Below are 15,883 nucleotides of genomic sequence, written 5' to 3' on the forward strand. Positions count from 1 at the left end.
TTGGAAATCATGTTGCGCGCCTCATCCCTATCGTCCCCTGTTCCCGACTAGCATGGAACAGGGGCTGTAGGACAGGCAGGGACGGGTCAGAAGCTGGCCTTCAGCCCGTCGATCACGAACTGCGCCGCGAGCGCGGCGAGCAGCACGCCGAGCAGGCGGGTAATCACCGCCTCGATCTTGGTGCCCAGGATCGCCATCAACGGCCCGGCCGCCAGCAAGGCGCCCAGCATCAGCACCAAAGTCACCGCGACGGCGACCAGCACGACCAGCCGGTCGACCATGCCATCGGCGCGCGACATCAACAGCATGACGGTCGCGATCGAGCCCGGTCCGGCGATCATCGGCATCGCCATCGGGAAGACGGAGACATCCTCCACCTCCGGCGTCTCGGCGATCTTCTGCGCCCGGTCCTCGCGCCGCTGGGTGCGCTTTTCGAACACCATGTCCATCGCGATCATGAACAGCATGATGCCGCCGGCAATGCGGAAACTGTCCAGTTCGATGCCGAGCACGCCAAGCAGCTGCTTGCCCCACAGGGCGAAGACCAGCAGGATGGCGGCGGCAATGCCGACCGCGCGGATCGCCATCGACCGACGCTGGGCGATGCTCGCCCCGCTGGTCAGGCTGGCATAGATGGGCGCGCAGCCCGGCGGATCGATCACCACGAACAGGGTGACGAAAGCGGATATGAACAATTCCATCATGACGGCGCCCCCACCTTGTCGTCGATTACCACATCATAGCCGGTCCCGTTCCACATGCGGACGGTGATCCGGCGGCTGCCGTCGGTCGCGACATCGGCGGACCAGATCAGGCTGTCATCCTGCGGCACCGGCGGCGCCTCCCCCTTTGCCGGGGGCGGACCTTCGGGCCGCGCGCCGCGCTTGCAGGTCGCGACCTTGCCGGTCAGAAATTCCGGCACCTCCCGTTCGGTCGCCAGACGATCGCCATGATCGAGGATCCACTGCCAGCGGCCCTTCTTGTCGCGCCTCCACAGGGTGGTGAAATAGCCGACCGATCCGTCCGGCCGTTTCCAGTTGCCGGTGCTGGCGGCAAGCAGGCCGTCGCAGGAGACATAGACGATCGAGGGCGACCAGCTGACCGAGGCCGGCGGGTCCGCCTGCTTCTTCAGCCAGTCCTTCGCCACCACCCGCTGCGGCACGAACATCACGGCGTCATCCGCTGCCGTCTCGCGAAAGGCGGTCCATTGCCCCTTTTGCTGGGCAAGCCGGTTGAAGGCGATTTCGGCCGCGATCACCGAGCTGGGATCGGGCTGGTAACGCATCGGCGGCTTGGCCGCGACCAGCATCACCAGGCTGAGGGCGAGGAGCGCGCCGCGCCCCTTCACAGCCCCTCCGGCTTGGCGAGGCCCGCGCGCGCATGGGCGGCGACCAGCGTGTTGCGCAGCAGCACCGCGATCGTCATCGGGCCGACGCCGCCGGGGACCGGGGTGATGGCGCGGACATGGGACAGCGCTTCGGCCGTGGCGACATCGCCGACGATCCGGCCCTTGCCATCTTCGGTATCGACCACGCGGTTGATGCCGACGTCGATCACCGTCGCGCCCGGCTTGATCCATTCGCCCTTCACCATTTCGGCGCGGCCGACGGCAGCGACCACGATGTCAGCGCGGTGGACGATGCTGGCGATGTCGCGGGTGCGGCTATGGGCAATAGTGACGGTGCAATTTTCCGCGAGCAGCAGCGCCGCCATCGGCTTGCCGACGATGTTGGAACGACCGACCACGACCGCCTCCATGCCCGACAGGTCGCCCAGTTCATCCTTCAGCAGCATGATGCAGCCGAGCGGCGTGCAGGGCACCAGCGCATCCTGTCCGGTGGCCAGACGCCCCGTGTTGACGACATGGAAGCCGTCGACATCCTTGGCCGGGTCGATCGCGGCGATCACCGCCGCTTCATCGATATGCTTGGGCAGCGGCAGCTGGACCAGGATACCATCGACGCGGTCGTCATGGTTCAGTTCCTCGATCAGGTCGAGCAAGTCATCCTCGCCGATGCTGTCGGGGCGCTTGAACTCGAAGCTTTCCATGCCGGCGGCCAGGGTCATCTTGCCCTTGTTGCGGACATAGACGCTGCTCGCGGGATCTTCGCCCACCAGCACCACGGCCAGGCCCGGCTTGCGGCCCGTCTGTTCCACGAAGGCGGCGACGCCATCGGCCACCTTGTCCCGCAGTCCGGCCGCAAAAGCCTTGCCGTCGATAATCTTGCCGATCGTCATGTCGCGTCTATCCATGTCTCGATGATGGCGGTCAGCCGGTCCAACGCCTGCGCCCCGCCCTGTATCCGCAATCGCTTTAGCCGGTTGGTATCACCCGATTCCAGCAAAATCGCGCCCCTGGGCCAATCCAGCCGCTTGGCCAGCAGCGCGATCAGCGCCGCATTGGCCTTTCCCTTTTCCGGCACGGCGCGCACGCGGGCGGACAGCCAGTGCGCATCATGTTCGTCGGTCCAGCGCCCACCGACATCCTCGCGCGTGGCGCCGGGCGTCAGGCGGACCGCCAGAATGAGGTCATCCCCGTCCCGGCGCCACCCGGTCACATCAGGCTGGAGAAGAGCGGCGGCAGGATCGCCTGGCGGATGATGAGAATGCCCAGCAGGACAACCATCGGCGTCAGGTCGAGCGCGCCAAGGTCCGGCATGACCCGGCGGATCGGATTATAGATGGGCGCCGTCATCCGATCGAGCGCGACCATCACGGTGCGCACGAAATCGCTGCCCATGTTGACGACGTTGAAGGCGATCAGCCAGCTCATGACGGCCTGGATGATGATGATCCACCACAGCACGTCGAGCAGGATGACGATGGTCTGATAGAGGGCGTAGGCCATGCGGTCTCCGAAAGAGCGGTTGGCGCTCGCTCTAGCCGAGGCATGGGGCCGGCCACAAGTCGCGACAGTCCCTTATTCCACCAAAGGACGCCATAGTTCTGCAAAAGCCGGTTCGGCAGGAAGGGGTAGCGGGACCAGCCCGTCGCGCTATAGCGGAGCCATGGATTTTCGTGACGCCTCCCCCGCCGATGCCCCGCTGATCGCCGCCATGCATGTGGAAAGCTGGCGCATCGCCTATGCCCATATCATGGACCCGGCCTATCTGGCGGGCGGGATCGAGGCCGAGCGGCTGGCCACATGGACACAGCGGCTCGAACATCCGGCGCCGGGACAGCGCATCATCATCGCCGAACGGGACGGGCAGCCGATGGGCTTCACCTGCATCATCGGCGGGGCCGATGATCGCTGGGGCACGCTGGTCGACAATCTCCACGCCCTGCCCGCCGCGCGCGGCACGGGCCTTGGCACGGCATTGCTGGCGCGCGGGGCGCAATGGGCGATCGAGGGCTGGCCGCAGACCGGCCTGTTCCTGTGGTGCTACAGCGACAATTTGGCCGCGCGCGGCTTCTATGCCTCGCGCGGCGGGGTCGAGGTCGAGGATTGGGACAAGCCCGGCCCGGACGGCCGGACCCTGCCGGAAAAGCGCATATATTGGGCTGATCCGGCAATCCTGCTCCGGTAAATCCGGGCTTATTTGCGGATCAGCGTGCCCGCACCGCGATCGGTGAAGATTTCCAGCAGCATCGCATGCGGCACCCGGCCGTCTAGGATGACGGCGGCATCGACGCCGCTCTCGACCGCCTTGACGCAGGTTTCCAGCTTCGGGATCATGCCGCCGGTGATGGTGCCGTCGACCTGCAACGCATGGATCGCCGCCGGATCGAGATCGGTCAGCAATTCCTTGTCCTTGTTGAGCACGCCCGGCACGTCGGTCAGCAGGAAGAAGCGCGACGCCTGAAGTTCGGCGGCGATCGCGCCGGCCATGGTGTCGGCATTGACATTATAGGTATGGCCATCGGCGCCGATGCCCACGGGCGCGACCACAGGGATGATGCCGTCCTGGGTCAGCGTGTCGAGGATGCGACGATCGACCGAGACCGGATCGCCAACAAAGCCCAGGTCGACATGGCGCTCAATGCCCGAATTGGGATCGGGCGCGCGGCTGTGGCCGACCTTCTCGCACAGGACGAGGCCGCCATCCTTGCCGGAGATGCCTACGGCCCGGCCGCCCGCGCCGCTGATCCAGCCGACGATTTCCTTGTTGATGGAACCGGCCAGCACCATTTCGGCGATCTGGGCGGTTTCCTTGTCGGTGACGCGCAGGCCGTTCACGAACTGCGATTCGACGCCCAGCTTCTTGAGCATCGCGCCGATCTGCGGCCCGCCGCCATGGACGACGACGACATTGATGCCGACCGCCTTCATCAGGACGACGTCCTCGGCGAAGTCGCGTGCAGCCTCCGGATCGCCCATGGCGTGGCCGCCATATTTCACGACGAAGGTCTTGCCCGCATAGCGCTGCATATAGGGCAGCGCCTCGACAAGGGTTTCGGCCTTCGCGAGGAGCGCGGGATCGGGGGCGTAGTTGCTGGTCATGCGCGCGCGCATAAGCCCATATGCGCGCTACGGCAAGTTATCGATCGAGGCGACGGCCCAATGCGACCGCTGCGGAGATGAGCGGCGGCACCAGGATGATCGACAGCAGCACCTTGGTAATCATCTGTCCGACCATCAGGTCCATGATCGGCCGCTCGCCATAGAAGGAGATGGTGATGAACAGCAGGGTGTCGACGATCTGCGACACGACGCTGGCCACCATGCCGCGCAGCCAGACCAGACGGCCCTCGCCCCCGGCCAGGCGCGAGAAGATGAAGACGTTGAGCGTCTGCGACGTGCCATAGGAAATGAGGCCCGCCAGCATCATCCGCGATCCCTGTCCCACGACGATCGGGAAGGCATCGACGGCGGGCGGATACATGCCCGGATCATGCGGCAGGGCGATGACGATATGGATCAGCGCGGCCGACACCAGCAGCGGCACGAAGCCCAGGCGCACCAGCGCGGTCGCCGTCTTCTGGCCGTGCAGTTCCGACACGGCGCTGGAAATGATGACCAGCAGCAGGAAGGCGAAGATGCCGGCCTCCACCGCGAGCGGCCCCAGCGCGACCTGTTTCACCCCCAGCACGCCGGCCATGCAGACCATGCCGCCATAAAGGATGGAAAAGACGAAGAGGGAGCGGGTCAGCGGCGCGGGCGATGAAGTCATCGCCAGCCCTTACCGGGATTCGGCCTGCGGGGGAAGATGGCGCGGCACGCCTTGTCCCGTCCCCTTTCAGGCCAGCATGGTGCGCAGCAGCGCGCGCAACTGGGCGGGCTTTACCGGCTTGTTGAGCAGGGGGATGTTGGCGGCGGCGAGCTGGGTCTTGAGCGGTTCGCCGCGATCGGCCGAGATCATGACGGCGGGGATGCGGACGCCGAAATGATCGTGCAGGCGGGTGATGACCGTGTCGCCGGTCTCCCCGTCCTTGAGATGATAGTCGACCAGGATGATGTCGGGCCGGCGGCCATCGGCGAACAGCGCGGACGCCTGGTCATAGCCGTCGGCGGTGACGACGCTGCACCCCCAGCCGGTGAGCAGGGTGCGCATGCCCGATTGGATCTGCTTTTCATTGTCGACCACCAGCACCGACAGGTCGCGCATCGACCGGTCGCGGGTCGGCTGGCCGGTGTCGCCATCCTCCTCGCGCTGGGGCTGGCCGATGGGGAGGGCGATGGCGAAGGTCGCCCCCTGCCCCGGCTGCGAGCGCAAGGTGATGGGGTGGCCGAGCATGTCGCTGGCCCGCTTGACGATGGCGAGGCCCAGCCCCTTGCCCTGGCTGCGGGTGTCGAGCCGGCGAAACTCCTCGAAGATCAGCGCCTGTTGCTCGGGCGCGATGCCGGGGCCACTGTCGGTCACGCTGATCTCCACCCGGTCGTCATGCTGGATGCAGGCGACCGAAACCGTGCCGCGCGGCGTGTAGCGGATGGCGTTGGAGATGAAATTCTGGAGGATACGGCGCAGCAGGCGCAGGTCGGTCTCGACCCAGAGCGGCTGCGCCTCGATCCGGAAGGCAAGGCCAGCCGATCGGGCCATGGGGGCAAATTCGACATTCAGCGTCTGGAGCAGCCGATCGATGCGGAACGGGCCGATTTCCGGCTGGATCGCACCGGCATCCAGGCGCGAGATTTCCAGCAGCGCCTCCAGCAGATCCTCGACCGAGTCGAGCGCGGTCGAGGTCTGGTTGACCAGCGCGCGGGTCGGCAGCGCCAGCCGCCGGTCGCCCAGCGCCGCGACGAACAGGCGGGCGGCATTGAGCGGCTGGAGCAGATCATGGCTGGCGGCGGCGAGGAAGCGGGTCTTGGACAGGTTCGCCTTTTCCGCGACGATCTTGGCATCGATCAGCGCCGCCTCGATCGCGCGGCGCTCGGCCACTTCGCCTTCCAGCTTGCGGTTGAGGTCGACCAGTTCGCCGGTGCGTTCCGACACGCGCCGTTCCAGCGTTTCAGCCGTTTCCTGAAGGCTGGCCTGGGCGCGCAGCATGTCGGTGACGTCGGTGAAGCCGAACACCTGGCCGCCATCGGCCATGGCGTTGCTGCGCAATTCGAAATGCCGTTCCCCGGCGGTGCAGAGGCAGACCATCGCCTGCTGGTCCGCGCCGCCGCCGCGCCAGTCGAGGCAGCCCTGATCGTCCATCGCCAGCGTCTCGCGGCACCAGCGCTGCAATTCGGCATGACTGCCAAGCGCGCCGGCGAAATTTTCCGGCAAAGCGAGCAGCCGGCGCAGCGCGTCGTTCCAGGCGGCCAGTTGTCCACTGCCGTCGAACACGCAGACCCCCTCCGACAGATTGTCGAGCGTCGACTGCAGCACGACGTTGCGTTCGGCCAGTTCGCGGGCACGGGCGCGGGCATCCTCCGCCTTCGCCTCGGTAATGTCGGTATAGATGCCGACGATGCCGCCTTCGCTGGTGCGCAGTTCGTTGATCTGTATCCAGCGACCATCGGCCAGCCGCTGCACCTGGCCACCATCGGCGATGCCATGCTTTGCCAGGCGATCCGACACCCAGCGATCGGGCGCGACCTGTGCCCCGGCCGGCCCCTGGCTGTGGGCGGCGATGCGGGCGATGTCGTGGAAGGTCAGATTCTGGTCCAGCCGCTCGGCGACCTGCGGCCAGAAGCCGAGATAGGCTTCATTGTACAGGATCAGCCGGTCTTCGGCATCGAACAGCACGAAGCCTTCGTTGATCGATTCGATCGCATCGCGCAGGCGCACCTGCGCGGCGTCCGCATCGGCATGGGCCTCGGCCAGATCGGCATTGGCCTTGGCGAGGCGGCCCAGCGCATCCTCCAGCTGGAGCGTCCGGTCGCGCACCTTGGCTTCAAGCGAGATGGCGGTTTCGAACATGGAAAAGGCGTTGGCCGACATGTCGGTCGAGCGTTCCACCCGGTCCATCAGCGCGCCGTTGATCTTGCGCAGCTTGCGCACCTCCTCGCGCAGGGCATCCAGCTCCGCGTCGGTTTCAAGGGCGGTGCGCAGCTCGCTCATCGGCCGATCGCCAATCCGCTGAAGGTCTGGTTGACGTGCAACGCATGATATTGCTCGCCATAGGTGTTGAAGCCAATGACCCGGTTGCCGGCATAGAGGGCGGAAACATCGCGCGAAATCTGGCGCTGTTCGGCATCGATGCGGTTGAGCACGCAGTCGAAGGCGATGATCCGGTCCACCTCGCCCACGCGGGCGTGCAGGTCGGAGAAGAGCTGGCGCATGCCGGCGATCCGATCCACTGGCTCGCCGATGTTGAGCACGATCCCCTCGTCGATCGCGCAATAGAAGGTCAGGCTGCCGTCCGGGTTGGCGCTCTGGATCGAGCGGACATGATATTCGCCGCCGGCCCGGACCATCGGCGGATGCGCCGCGAAAAATTCCATCCCCAGCTCCTCGCCGGCATGGCCGGCCAGCCGCAGATATTCGGCCGCGGCCGGCTCTGCATTGATCTCGGTCACGATGCGTTCGTGCGGGATCGCGCCGGTAATCACCATCTTGGCGGCGCCAGGCTGATAATGCTGCGCCTTGAAGACGTGCATCGGCCGGGTCGAGGAGAGGATCGCCACCACGGCGGCGCGGGCATGGAAGCGGCCGCCATCGAAGATCGCGGTCTGGCGGAAGGCGAGATCGTCGCCGGATGATCCACCGATCAGCGGAATATCACCCAGCGCATCCTGGATCGTCATGGTCAGCAGTTCCTCCCGGTGCGAGAGGCCGTCGACCAGGAACAGCGCGACATGGTTGACCAGCCCGCCCAGTCGGCGGCTGTCCCGTTCCGCCTGCGCCGCCAGCGTCCGCACGATTTCGCGCGCGGCGACCGGATCGAAATTGTCGATGTCGTCGAAGCAATGGGACGTCATGCAGAAATCGGCAGCGGGAAAGCCGATCACGGTCAGGCTGTCATGATCATAGCCCGCATCGGTCAGTTCGCCCGAGCTGGTGCAGCCGATCACGGTGGTGCATTCGCTATGCAGGTTGATCGCCCGCGCCAGGCTATCCCGGTCATAATGCTGGGAACAGAAGATCACGGCGCCGGCCAGCGGCTCCGTGCCGAGTTGATCCACCAGATCCGCCATCGCCTCGAACGGATCGTCGGCATGGGAGGACGCAAATCCTATCCCTGCCCTTACCCCTGCGCCTGTCGCCATTGTCTCTCCCCATCGCCCATTTTCTTATGCTTTGGGGCATTATCATGTAGCGGGTTCCGCTGGCCTGTCACGCGAAACAAGCCGGCTTCTGGCGCCGTGGATCAGGTGGAAGACCAGCAATGCGACGAATGGCATGGCAAGCCCCAGCAGCAGCGTCGCGGACAGGCGCGGCCAGTGCTTTTCCACGGCCTTGAGCGGATAGGAGAGCAGGCCAAGCGCATAATAGCTGACGGCAGCCGTCGACAGCCCCTCAACCAGTTGCTGAAGCTGGAGCTGCATCCGTGCGCTGCGGTCCATCGAGGCGAGCAGGCGGCCATTCTGGTTCTCGATATGGGTTTCGATCCGGGTGCGCAGCAGGGCGGTGAACTGCGCCGCGCGGCCGTTGAGCAGCGCCAGCCGATCGGTCAGCGCCGCGCAGGTGCGCACGGCAGGCCAGAGCCGCCTTTCGGTGAAGTCGGCGAGCGAGCGATGACCGGCGATCGGCACGACGTCCAGTTCGGCGAGGCGACTGGCGACGATCCGGCCATAGGCGGCGGTCGCGCTCATCCGATAGGCGCAGCCGCTGTCGATCGACAATATGTCGGCGGACAACTGGATCAGTCGGCCCAGCAGCACATCGTCGCGCACCTCGCCGGCGGCCAGCGCCCGGCCGACCTGCTCCAGCGCCTGTTCCAGCCAGTCGAGATCGGCCCAGGCCGTGCGCGCGGGCGGCAGGCCAAGCAGCGCCAGATTGCGATAATTGCCCAGTTCCTGCAGCCGCTGGACGCAGCGGGCAAGATCGCCGGGCAGCAGGCCGTTGGCGGCCACCACCATCCGGCCATAGCCATCATCATGGATGCGGAAATCGGTCCAGATGCGCGCGCCGCCACCGACATGGCAGGTGACGAGCTGGCCCGCCGGGAAACCGGCACTGGCCACCAGCTCAGCGGCGGCGCCTTCATCCGCGACGATCGCCAGCCGCACGGCGCGGATCACCGCACCCGGCAGATATTCGGCCCAGGCGATCGCGGCACGGGCGTCGGCCGCATCGGGAAAATCCCAGCCGACCGGATCGCTGCCGCCGCGCACCAGGGTGACCGTGCTGGCCTCGCTATGCTGCTCCCAGTGAAGATGGATGTCGGCGCCCAGCCGGGTCTCGCGATGGCGGCTGTCATGCCCTGGACGCAGATCGCCCGGCATGGCGGACACGGCCGCCAGTTCGGCCGTGCGCGCGTCCGCATCGAGCAGGCGGACAAGCTGGATCATCCGTGCCGGGACCGTCAGCGCAGGTTCGCGGCGCAATTGCATCTCGCCCACCACCTGCGGGCGCAGCGCATGTTCGGTGAAGCGCCGCTCAGCCACCACGCGCCGGCTCTCCAGCGGCTTCCAGCAGATCCGCCTCCGCATCGGTGAAGACGCGCGAGCGGACGATGAAGCGCTGCCCCTCCGGGCTTTCGAGCGACATGCCGGCGCCACGCCCCGGCACCACGTCGATCGTCACCTGGGTATGGCGCCAATATTCGAACTGGGCCGCGCCGATCCACACCGGCACATCGCCCGCGACATGGCCCAGCAGCACATCCTGCGGGCCGACCCGGAACTCGCCGCGCGGGAAGCACATCGGCGCGGAACCGTCGCAGCAGCCGCCCGACTGGTGGAACATCAGCGGGCCATGCTGATCGGTCAGGCGCGCGATCAGCGCGTCGGCCGCGGGCGTGGCGAGAATGCGGGCAGGACAATCGGCCATCGATCCGATCCTTCAGAACCAAAACCGCCATTGGCAACATTGGCAGAACCAAAGCTGGCGGGCATCCGGGGGAGGATGCCCGCCAAAGGTGCGGAGCGCCGAGAAAGGAGAGAGAAGGGGCGCTCCGCTGTGGATCCGTCAGAAGAAGCCCAGCGCCTTGGGGCTGTAGCTGACCAGCAGATTCTTGGTCTGCTGATAATGGTCGAGCATCATCTTGTGATTTTCGCGGCCGATGCCCGACTGCTTGTAACCACCGAAGGCCGCATGGGCCGGATAGGCGTGGTAGCAGTTGGTCCAGACGCGACCGGCCTGGATGCCCCGACCCATGCGATAGGCACGGGCGCCGTCGCGGGTCCACACGCCCGCGCCCAGGCCGTAGAGCGTGTCATTGGCGATGGCGAGCGCCTCCGCCTCGTCCTTGAAGGTGGTGACGGCCAGCACCGGGCCGAAAATCTCCTCCTGGAAGATACGCATCCTGTTATGCCCCTTGAGCACGGTGGGCGTCACATAGAAGCCATCGGCCAGTTCGCCGTCATGGGTGGCGCGATCGCCGCCGGTCAGCACTTGTGCGCCCTCTTCCTTGCCGATCGCGATGTAGGAGAGGATCTTTTCGAGCTGGTCGTTCGACGCCTGGGCGCCGATCATCGTCGAAGGATCGAGCGGGCTGCCCTGCTTGATCGCCTTTACCCGCGCGATCGCCCGCTCGATGAACTTTTCGTAGATCGATTCCTGGATCAGCGCGCGGCTGGGACAGGTGCAGACCTCACCCTGGTTGAGCGCGAACATGGCGAAGCCTTCGAGGCATTTGTCGAAATAATCATCGTCCGCATCCATCACATCCTCGAAGAAGATGTTGGGCGACTTGCCGCCCAGTTCCAGCGTGACGGGGATCAGGTTTTCCGAGGCATATTGCATGATCAGGCGGCCGGTCGTGGTCTCGCCGGTGAAGGCGATCTTGGCTATCCGCTTGTTCGACGCCAGCGGCTTGCCCGCTTCCACGCCGAAGCCGTTGACGATGTTGAGCACGCCCGGCGGCAGCAGGTCGCCGATGATCTCGGCCAGGACCAGCACCGACATCGGCGTCTGCTCGGCGGGCTTGAGCACGATGCAGTTGCCGGCGGCCAGCGCCGGCGCCAGCTTCCACACCGCCATCAGGATCGGGAAGTTCCAGGGGATGATCTGGCCGACGACACCCAGCGGCTCGTGGAAATGATAGGCGATGGTGTCATGGTCGATCTCGCTGATCGATCCTTCCTGGGCGCGGGCGCAGCCGGCGAAATAGCGGAAATGATCGATGGCGAGCGGAATGTCGGCATGGGTGGTCTCGCGGATCGGCTTGCCATTGTCGATCGTCTCGGCGAGCGCGATGAGGTCGAGATTGGCCTCCATGCGATCGGCCATCTTGAGCAGGATGTTGGACCGCTGCGTCGACGACATCTTGCCCCAGGCGTCCTTGGCAGCATGGGCGGCGTCGAGCGCGGCCTCGATATCGTCCGCCGTGCCGCGCGCGACCTGGCACACGACCTGGCCGGTGACCGGCGAGATATTGTCGAAATACTGGCCCTTGGCCGGTGCCGTCCACTGCCCGCCGATATAATTGTCGTAGCGGTCGCGGATCAGGGTCTGGCCGGCGAATTTATCCAGCGCCTGTTGCAGCATCATCTTGTCTCCTGGGTCGATTTTGTGATCGTCTTTCAGCCTTCAGAAGATGGCAAAGCAGGCCGCCGGTGCAATTGGACCTTCGGTCGGATCGCCCCGTCTGCGGGACGAGGCGGGCATGAGACGCGACCTGTGCCGCCCCCTCGACAGCGCCCCGACGGGCTGCTCTATCTGGCAGGCCCCTTCCCTGCCCGGAGAGATTTCCCCCATGTTCCAAGTTTCCCACCTGATCATCGTCGGTGGCGGGTTCAGCGGCACGCTGCTGGCGATCAACCTGCTGCGCTACGGGACGATGCGGGTGACATTGGTCGAGCGGCGGCCCGAACGGCTGGGCAAGGGTGTCGCGTTCGGCAGCGCCCTGCCCGATCATATCCTCAACGTCCGCGCCGGCAACATGAGCGCCTTTCCCGACCAGCCGGGCCATTTCGCGCAATGGCTGGCGGAGACGAGTGGCGGATCGGACGCCAGCTTCGCGACGCGGGCGACCTATGGCCGCTATCTTTCCGCGCTGCTGGACAAGACCCGCGCCGAGGCGGGCGACCGGCTGGACGTGATCGATGATGCGGCGGTCGACATCCGCATGACCGGCGATGGCTGTGTCGTCGAACTGGCGTCGGGCAAGGTGCTGACGGCCGACGCGGTGGCGCTGGCACCGGGCAATCTGCCGCCGCATGACCTGCCGCCATTCCGGGACAAGGCGCCCCCGCTCTATGTATCCGAACCCTGGGGCGCGGACATTGCCGAGGGGCTGACGCCGAGCGACAAGATACTGCTGCTGGGCACGGGCCTGACCGCGGTGGATTGCGCGCAGACGCTGGACAGCGCCGGCTTTCGCGGATCGATCCTGGCGCTGTCGCGGCGCGGGCTGGTGCCGCACAGCCATGCGCCGGCCGCGCCCTTCCCTGCCCTGCGCGAACGGCCCGCCGCCCATTGCGCCGGGCTGGTCCGCACCATCCGCCAGCGCGCCGATGCGGTCGGCTGGCGCCGCGCGGTCGATGAACTGCGCCCCTTCACCCAGGATATATGGCGGGCGGCCTCCCCGGTCGAACGGGCGCGCTTCCTGCGTCATGCCCGGCCCTATTGGGACGTGCATCGCCACCGCATCGCGCCGCAGGTGGCTGAACGGATCGCCGCGATGCAGGCGAGCGGGCGGCTGCGGATCGCGGCGGGCCGAATCATCGGCGCGCAGGACGCCGACCAGGGGCTGATCGTGCAATGGCGGCCGCGCGGCGGCGAACAGGTGCAGGATATCCGGGTGGCGCGGGTGGTCAATTGCACCGGGCCGCTGGCCGATCTGGGCCGGACCGACGATGTGCTGCTGCGCCGGCTGGCGGATCGTGGCGCAATCCGGCCCGATGCGCTGGCGATCGGCATCGACACCAACCGGCAGGGCCATGCCATCGCACGCGACGGCAGCGCGCAGGAACGGCTGCTGGTGGTCGGGCCGATGACGCGCGGCGCTCATTGGGAGATCGTCGCCGTGCCCGATATCCGCCGCCATAGCTGGGACATGGCGCGCGCGTTGACCGGCGCGCAATGGGTGGAGGCGGAAGGGCTTTAGAGCAAATTCCGATCCGACTGCGTCAGATCGGTTGCTCTAAGTTTTTGGTTTAACGCGTTTTCCGAGTCATCAGGTGATTCCACCTGATCAGAAAACGCTCTAAACTGGCAGCTCGACCTGCGCGCGCAGCCCACCATCGGGCGTGCGCGCCAGCAGCACCCGCCCCTGATGCGCCTGCGCTGCCGACTGGACGATCGACAGCCCCAGACCCACGCCGCCGGTGCTGCGGTTGCGCGAGGGTTCGCCGCGATAGAAGGGCTCGAAGGCGCGGGCGATATCGGCCTGTTCCATGCCCGGCCCGTCATCCTCGATCGTGACGATCGCCCGCCCCTCGTCGCGCATCACCCGCACCCGCGCGCGATTGCCATATTTGATCGCATTGTCGATCAGGTTGGTGAACAGCCGTTTGAGCAGGATCATGTCACCCGCGATGATGACAGGCTCCGCGCCCAGCAGGGTCACGTCACGGCCCATATCGGAAAAATCGTCGACCAGCCCCTCGACCAGCAGGCCAAGGTCGAGCGGTTCCTTGAGGCGGGGGCGGTTTTCATTGTCGACGAAGTCCAGCGTCGTACCGATCAGCGCCTCCATCTGGCGGATTTCCTCCTCGGCCGCGATCCGCACCGGCGCGGGCGCGGCGGTGAGGTGGAAATGGAGGCGCGACAGCGGCGTGCGCAGATCATGCGCGATCGCGCCGACGACCGAGGTGCGTTCGCGCACATAGCGGGCGATGCGCGCCTGCATCTCGTTGATCGATTGCGCCGCCAGCCGGATCTCGCTCGGCCCGTCGAGCGGGATCGGCTGTTCCTCCTGCCCTGCCCCCATCCGCTCGGCCGAGGCGGCGAAGGCGCGGATCGGGCGGGTCAGCCGCGCGCTGAACCAGAGGCTGAGCGGCACCACCAGCAGGATGCCGACGAGGAAGGCATATTGGCCGAGCAGCCGCCAGAGCGACCGCCCGCCCCGCGCTTCCCGCGTGATCATCCGCCACTGACCGTCGGGCTGGCGGATCGCGGCGGTGAAGGTGCCCAGGATGAAGGGATCGGCGACGCCATCGGGGCCATAAAGCTGCATCTCCGCCACGAACTGGCCGATCCGCTCGCGATCGCCGGGGTCGAGACGGATGCGCACATCGGCCGCCGGCAGGCTGAGGCGCCGGGCCAGCAGCGCGGCGATCAGCCGATCGGCCGGGTCGGTCGATGCCGGCGGCGCGATGGCCTGCCGCACCTCATGCACCACCGGCTCGTCGCGCAGCAGGGGCTGGCCATGGACGATGCGGGCAATCTCATAGACCGACAGCGGCACCCGTTCGGGCGGGATGAAATAGAGCAGCAGGGTCAGGCTGAAGGCGGTCAGCGTCAGGATCACGACCAGGGCCAGCGCCAGCAGATGGGCGTGGATCGAATTGGCCCAGCGCAGGAAGCCCGCCTTCATCCGCGCTGCACCGGCGCCTGGAAGATATAGCCTTCAGACCGGACGGTGTGGATCAATTCGCCGCGCGCGCGGGTGCCGAGCTTGCGGCGCAAGCGGCTGACCTGGGTGTCGATCGCCCGGTCGAACACATCGGCATCCTCGCCGCGCGCCAGTTCGACCAGCGCGTCGCGGTTCAATATCTGCTGGGGATGTTCGATGAAGGCGAGCAGCAGGGCGAACTCCCCCTCCGACAGGCTGATGATGATGCCGGCGGGATCGCGCAGCACCCGGCGCACCGGATCGAGTTGCCACCCTTCGAAATGATAATGGGCTAGCACCGGCTGGCGGGTGTCGGCGACCGGGCGACGGCGGCGCTGCAGCGCACGGATGCGGGCGAGCAACTCGCGCGGCGACAGCGGCTTTGGCAGATAGTCGTCGGCGCCCATTTCCAGGCCGGTGATCCGGTCCCCCTCCGTCCCCAGCGCCGACACCATGATGATGCCGGCATCCTGCTGTCCCGCGAGCGAACGGGCGATCGACAGCCCATCCTCGCCCGGCATCATGACGTCGAGGACGATGATGTCGACCGGCTGATGGGCGAGTATGGCCCGCATCGCCGGGCCATCGGCCGCTTCGCTGACGACATAGCCTTCCTGTATCAGGAAAGCGCGGACCAGCGCGCGCAGCGACGGATCGTCATCGACGATCAGGATATGCGTGTCGCCCGGCGCGCTGTCGCCTGTCAGCTTCGCTGTCACCCTTACCTCTCCTCTTCCCATGCCGCTCCTTCTAGCCGCCGGCCCGCGCCGGATTTTGTCAGGCCCGACACAAAGGGCGGAATAAGCGCCTGCATTCTGCGCCGATTTTGTCGGCGCTGACAAATTAATCCGCCGCCCCCCTGCTAGAAGGATCGCACAAGAGGACCGGAGCAACCGGGCCGGCACGGAAG

General features: G+C 66.5%; 16 protein-coding genes. 2 read left to right on the top strand and 14 right to left on the bottom strand.

Annotated features, from left to right (window positions below):
• Positions 1–86: 86 nt before the first annotated feature.
• From DIZ22_RS13070 to DIZ22_RS13090, 5 genes are read right to left on the bottom strand one after another with little or no spacing between them, the layout of a single operon-like run.
• Positions 87–704 (bottom strand): MarC family protein, encoded by a 618-nt coding sequence (locus DIZ22_RS13070; protein WP_004208345.1) that lies wholly within the window; start codon positions 702–704, stop codon positions 87–89.
• The gene (locus DIZ22_RS13075; protein WP_122928270.1) at positions 701–1,348 is read right to left on the bottom strand and encodes a hypothetical protein; all 648 of its coding nucleotides are present in this window, start codon (positions 1,346–1,348) and stop codon (positions 701–703) included. Before DIZ22_RS13075 ends, DIZ22_RS13070 begins: the two co-directional genes overlap by 4 nt.
• On the bottom strand, positions 1,345–2,238 hold the full coding sequence (folD, locus tag DIZ22_RS13080) for a bifunctional methylenetetrahydrofolate dehydrogenase/methenyltetrahydrofolate cyclohydrolase FolD (RefSeq protein WP_010338455.1): 894 nt from the start codon (positions 2,236–2,238) through the stop codon (positions 1,345–1,347). The genes DIZ22_RS13075 and folD overlap by 4 nt, the downstream gene beginning before the upstream one ends.
• On the bottom strand, positions 2,235–2,558 hold the full coding sequence (locus tag DIZ22_RS13085) for a DUF167 family protein (protein ID WP_122928271.1): 324 nt from the start codon (positions 2,556–2,558) through the stop codon (positions 2,235–2,237). The genes folD and DIZ22_RS13085 overlap by 4 nt, the downstream gene beginning before the upstream one ends.
• Entirely contained in the window at positions 2,555–2,848 is a 294-nt protein-coding gene (locus DIZ22_RS13090) for a YggT family protein (RefSeq protein WP_004208349.1), read from the bottom strand. The genes DIZ22_RS13085 and DIZ22_RS13090 overlap by 4 nt, the downstream gene beginning before the upstream one ends.
• A gap of 160 nt (positions 2,849–3,008) precedes the next feature.
• Between DIZ22_RS13090 and DIZ22_RS13095 the strand changes: the two genes are divergently transcribed.
• Entirely contained in the window at positions 3,009–3,530 is a 522-nt protein-coding gene (locus tag DIZ22_RS13095; protein ID WP_037520209.1) for a GNAT family N-acetyltransferase, read from the top strand.
• An 8-nt stretch (positions 3,531–3,538) separates the two neighbouring features.
• Here DIZ22_RS13095 and argB read toward each other — a convergent pair whose 3' ends face one another.
• The 7 genes from argB to adh all read right to left on the bottom strand — a co-directional run bounded on the left by argB (position 3,539) and on the right by adh (position 11,963).
• Entirely contained in the window at positions 3,539–4,456 is a 918-nt protein-coding gene (gene argB / locus DIZ22_RS13100) for an acetylglutamate kinase (RefSeq protein ID WP_004208351.1), read from the bottom strand.
• Between the two features lie 25 nt (positions 4,457–4,481).
• A complete protein-coding gene (locus DIZ22_RS13105) occupies positions 4,482–5,114 on the bottom strand; it encodes a queuosine precursor transporter (RefSeq protein ID WP_010338459.1) in 633 nt (210 codons plus the stop codon).
• Positions 5,115–5,180: 66 nt separating this feature from the next.
• Complete coding sequence (locus DIZ22_RS13110) at positions 5,181–7,430, bottom strand: NahK/ErcS family hybrid sensor histidine kinase/response regulator (RefSeq protein WP_122928272.1); 2,250 nt, start codon at positions 7,428–7,430, stop codon at positions 5,181–5,183.
• A complete protein-coding gene (locus DIZ22_RS13115; RefSeq protein ID WP_206364605.1) occupies positions 7,427–8,578 on the bottom strand; it encodes an FIST N-terminal domain-containing protein in 1,152 nt (383 codons plus the stop codon). Before DIZ22_RS13115 ends, DIZ22_RS13110 begins: the two co-directional genes overlap by 4 nt.
• A gap of 42 nt (positions 8,579–8,620) precedes the next feature.
• The gene (locus DIZ22_RS13120; RefSeq protein ID WP_122928274.1) at positions 8,621–9,922 is read right to left on the bottom strand and encodes a DUF3422 domain-containing protein; all 1,302 of its coding nucleotides are present in this window, start codon (positions 9,920–9,922) and stop codon (positions 8,621–8,623) included.
• Positions 9,912–10,304 carry a DUF779 domain-containing protein gene (locus tag DIZ22_RS13125; RefSeq protein ID WP_004208356.1) on the bottom strand — a complete coding sequence of 131 codons (393 nt, stop codon included), beginning with the start codon at positions 10,302–10,304 and terminating at the stop codon, positions 9,912–9,914. The genes DIZ22_RS13120 and DIZ22_RS13125 overlap by 11 nt, the downstream gene beginning before the upstream one ends.
• A gap of 138 nt (positions 10,305–10,442) precedes the next feature.
• Positions 10,443–11,963 carry an aldehyde dehydrogenase gene (gene adh / locus DIZ22_RS13130; protein ID WP_122928818.1) on the bottom strand — a complete coding sequence of 507 codons (1,521 nt, stop codon included), beginning with the start codon at positions 11,961–11,963 and terminating at the stop codon, positions 10,443–10,445.
• 208 nt (positions 11,964–12,171) lie between these two features.
• On the opposite strand from adh, the gene DIZ22_RS13135 reads away from it, so the two are divergent.
• Entirely contained in the window at positions 12,172–13,524 is a 1,353-nt protein-coding gene (locus DIZ22_RS13135) for an FAD/NAD(P)-binding protein (protein ID WP_122928275.1), read from the top strand.
• 99 nt (positions 13,525–13,623) lie between these two features.
• On the opposite strand, the gene DIZ22_RS13140 is transcribed toward DIZ22_RS13135, so the two are convergent.
• Together DIZ22_RS13140 and DIZ22_RS13145 are read right to left on the bottom strand one after the other, a co-directional pair.
• Positions 13,624–14,955: an ATP-binding protein gene (locus DIZ22_RS13140; protein ID WP_122928276.1), complete on the bottom strand. Its 1,332-nt coding sequence runs from the start codon at positions 14,953–14,955 to the stop codon at positions 13,624–13,626.
• Positions 14,952–15,692, bottom strand: coding sequence for a response regulator (locus DIZ22_RS13145; protein WP_010338467.1), 741 nt, complete (start codon positions 15,690–15,692; stop codon positions 14,952–14,954). The genes DIZ22_RS13140 and DIZ22_RS13145 overlap by 4 nt, the downstream gene beginning before the upstream one ends.
• Between the last annotated feature and the right edge of the window lie 191 nt (positions 15,693–15,883).

Origin of the sequence: Sphingobium sp. LF-16 (assembly GCF_003711185.1) — a bacterium.
In the GTDB taxonomy this organism is placed as follows: Bacteria; Pseudomonadota; Alphaproteobacteria; order Sphingomonadales; family Sphingomonadaceae; genus Sphingobium; species Sphingobium yanoikuyae_A.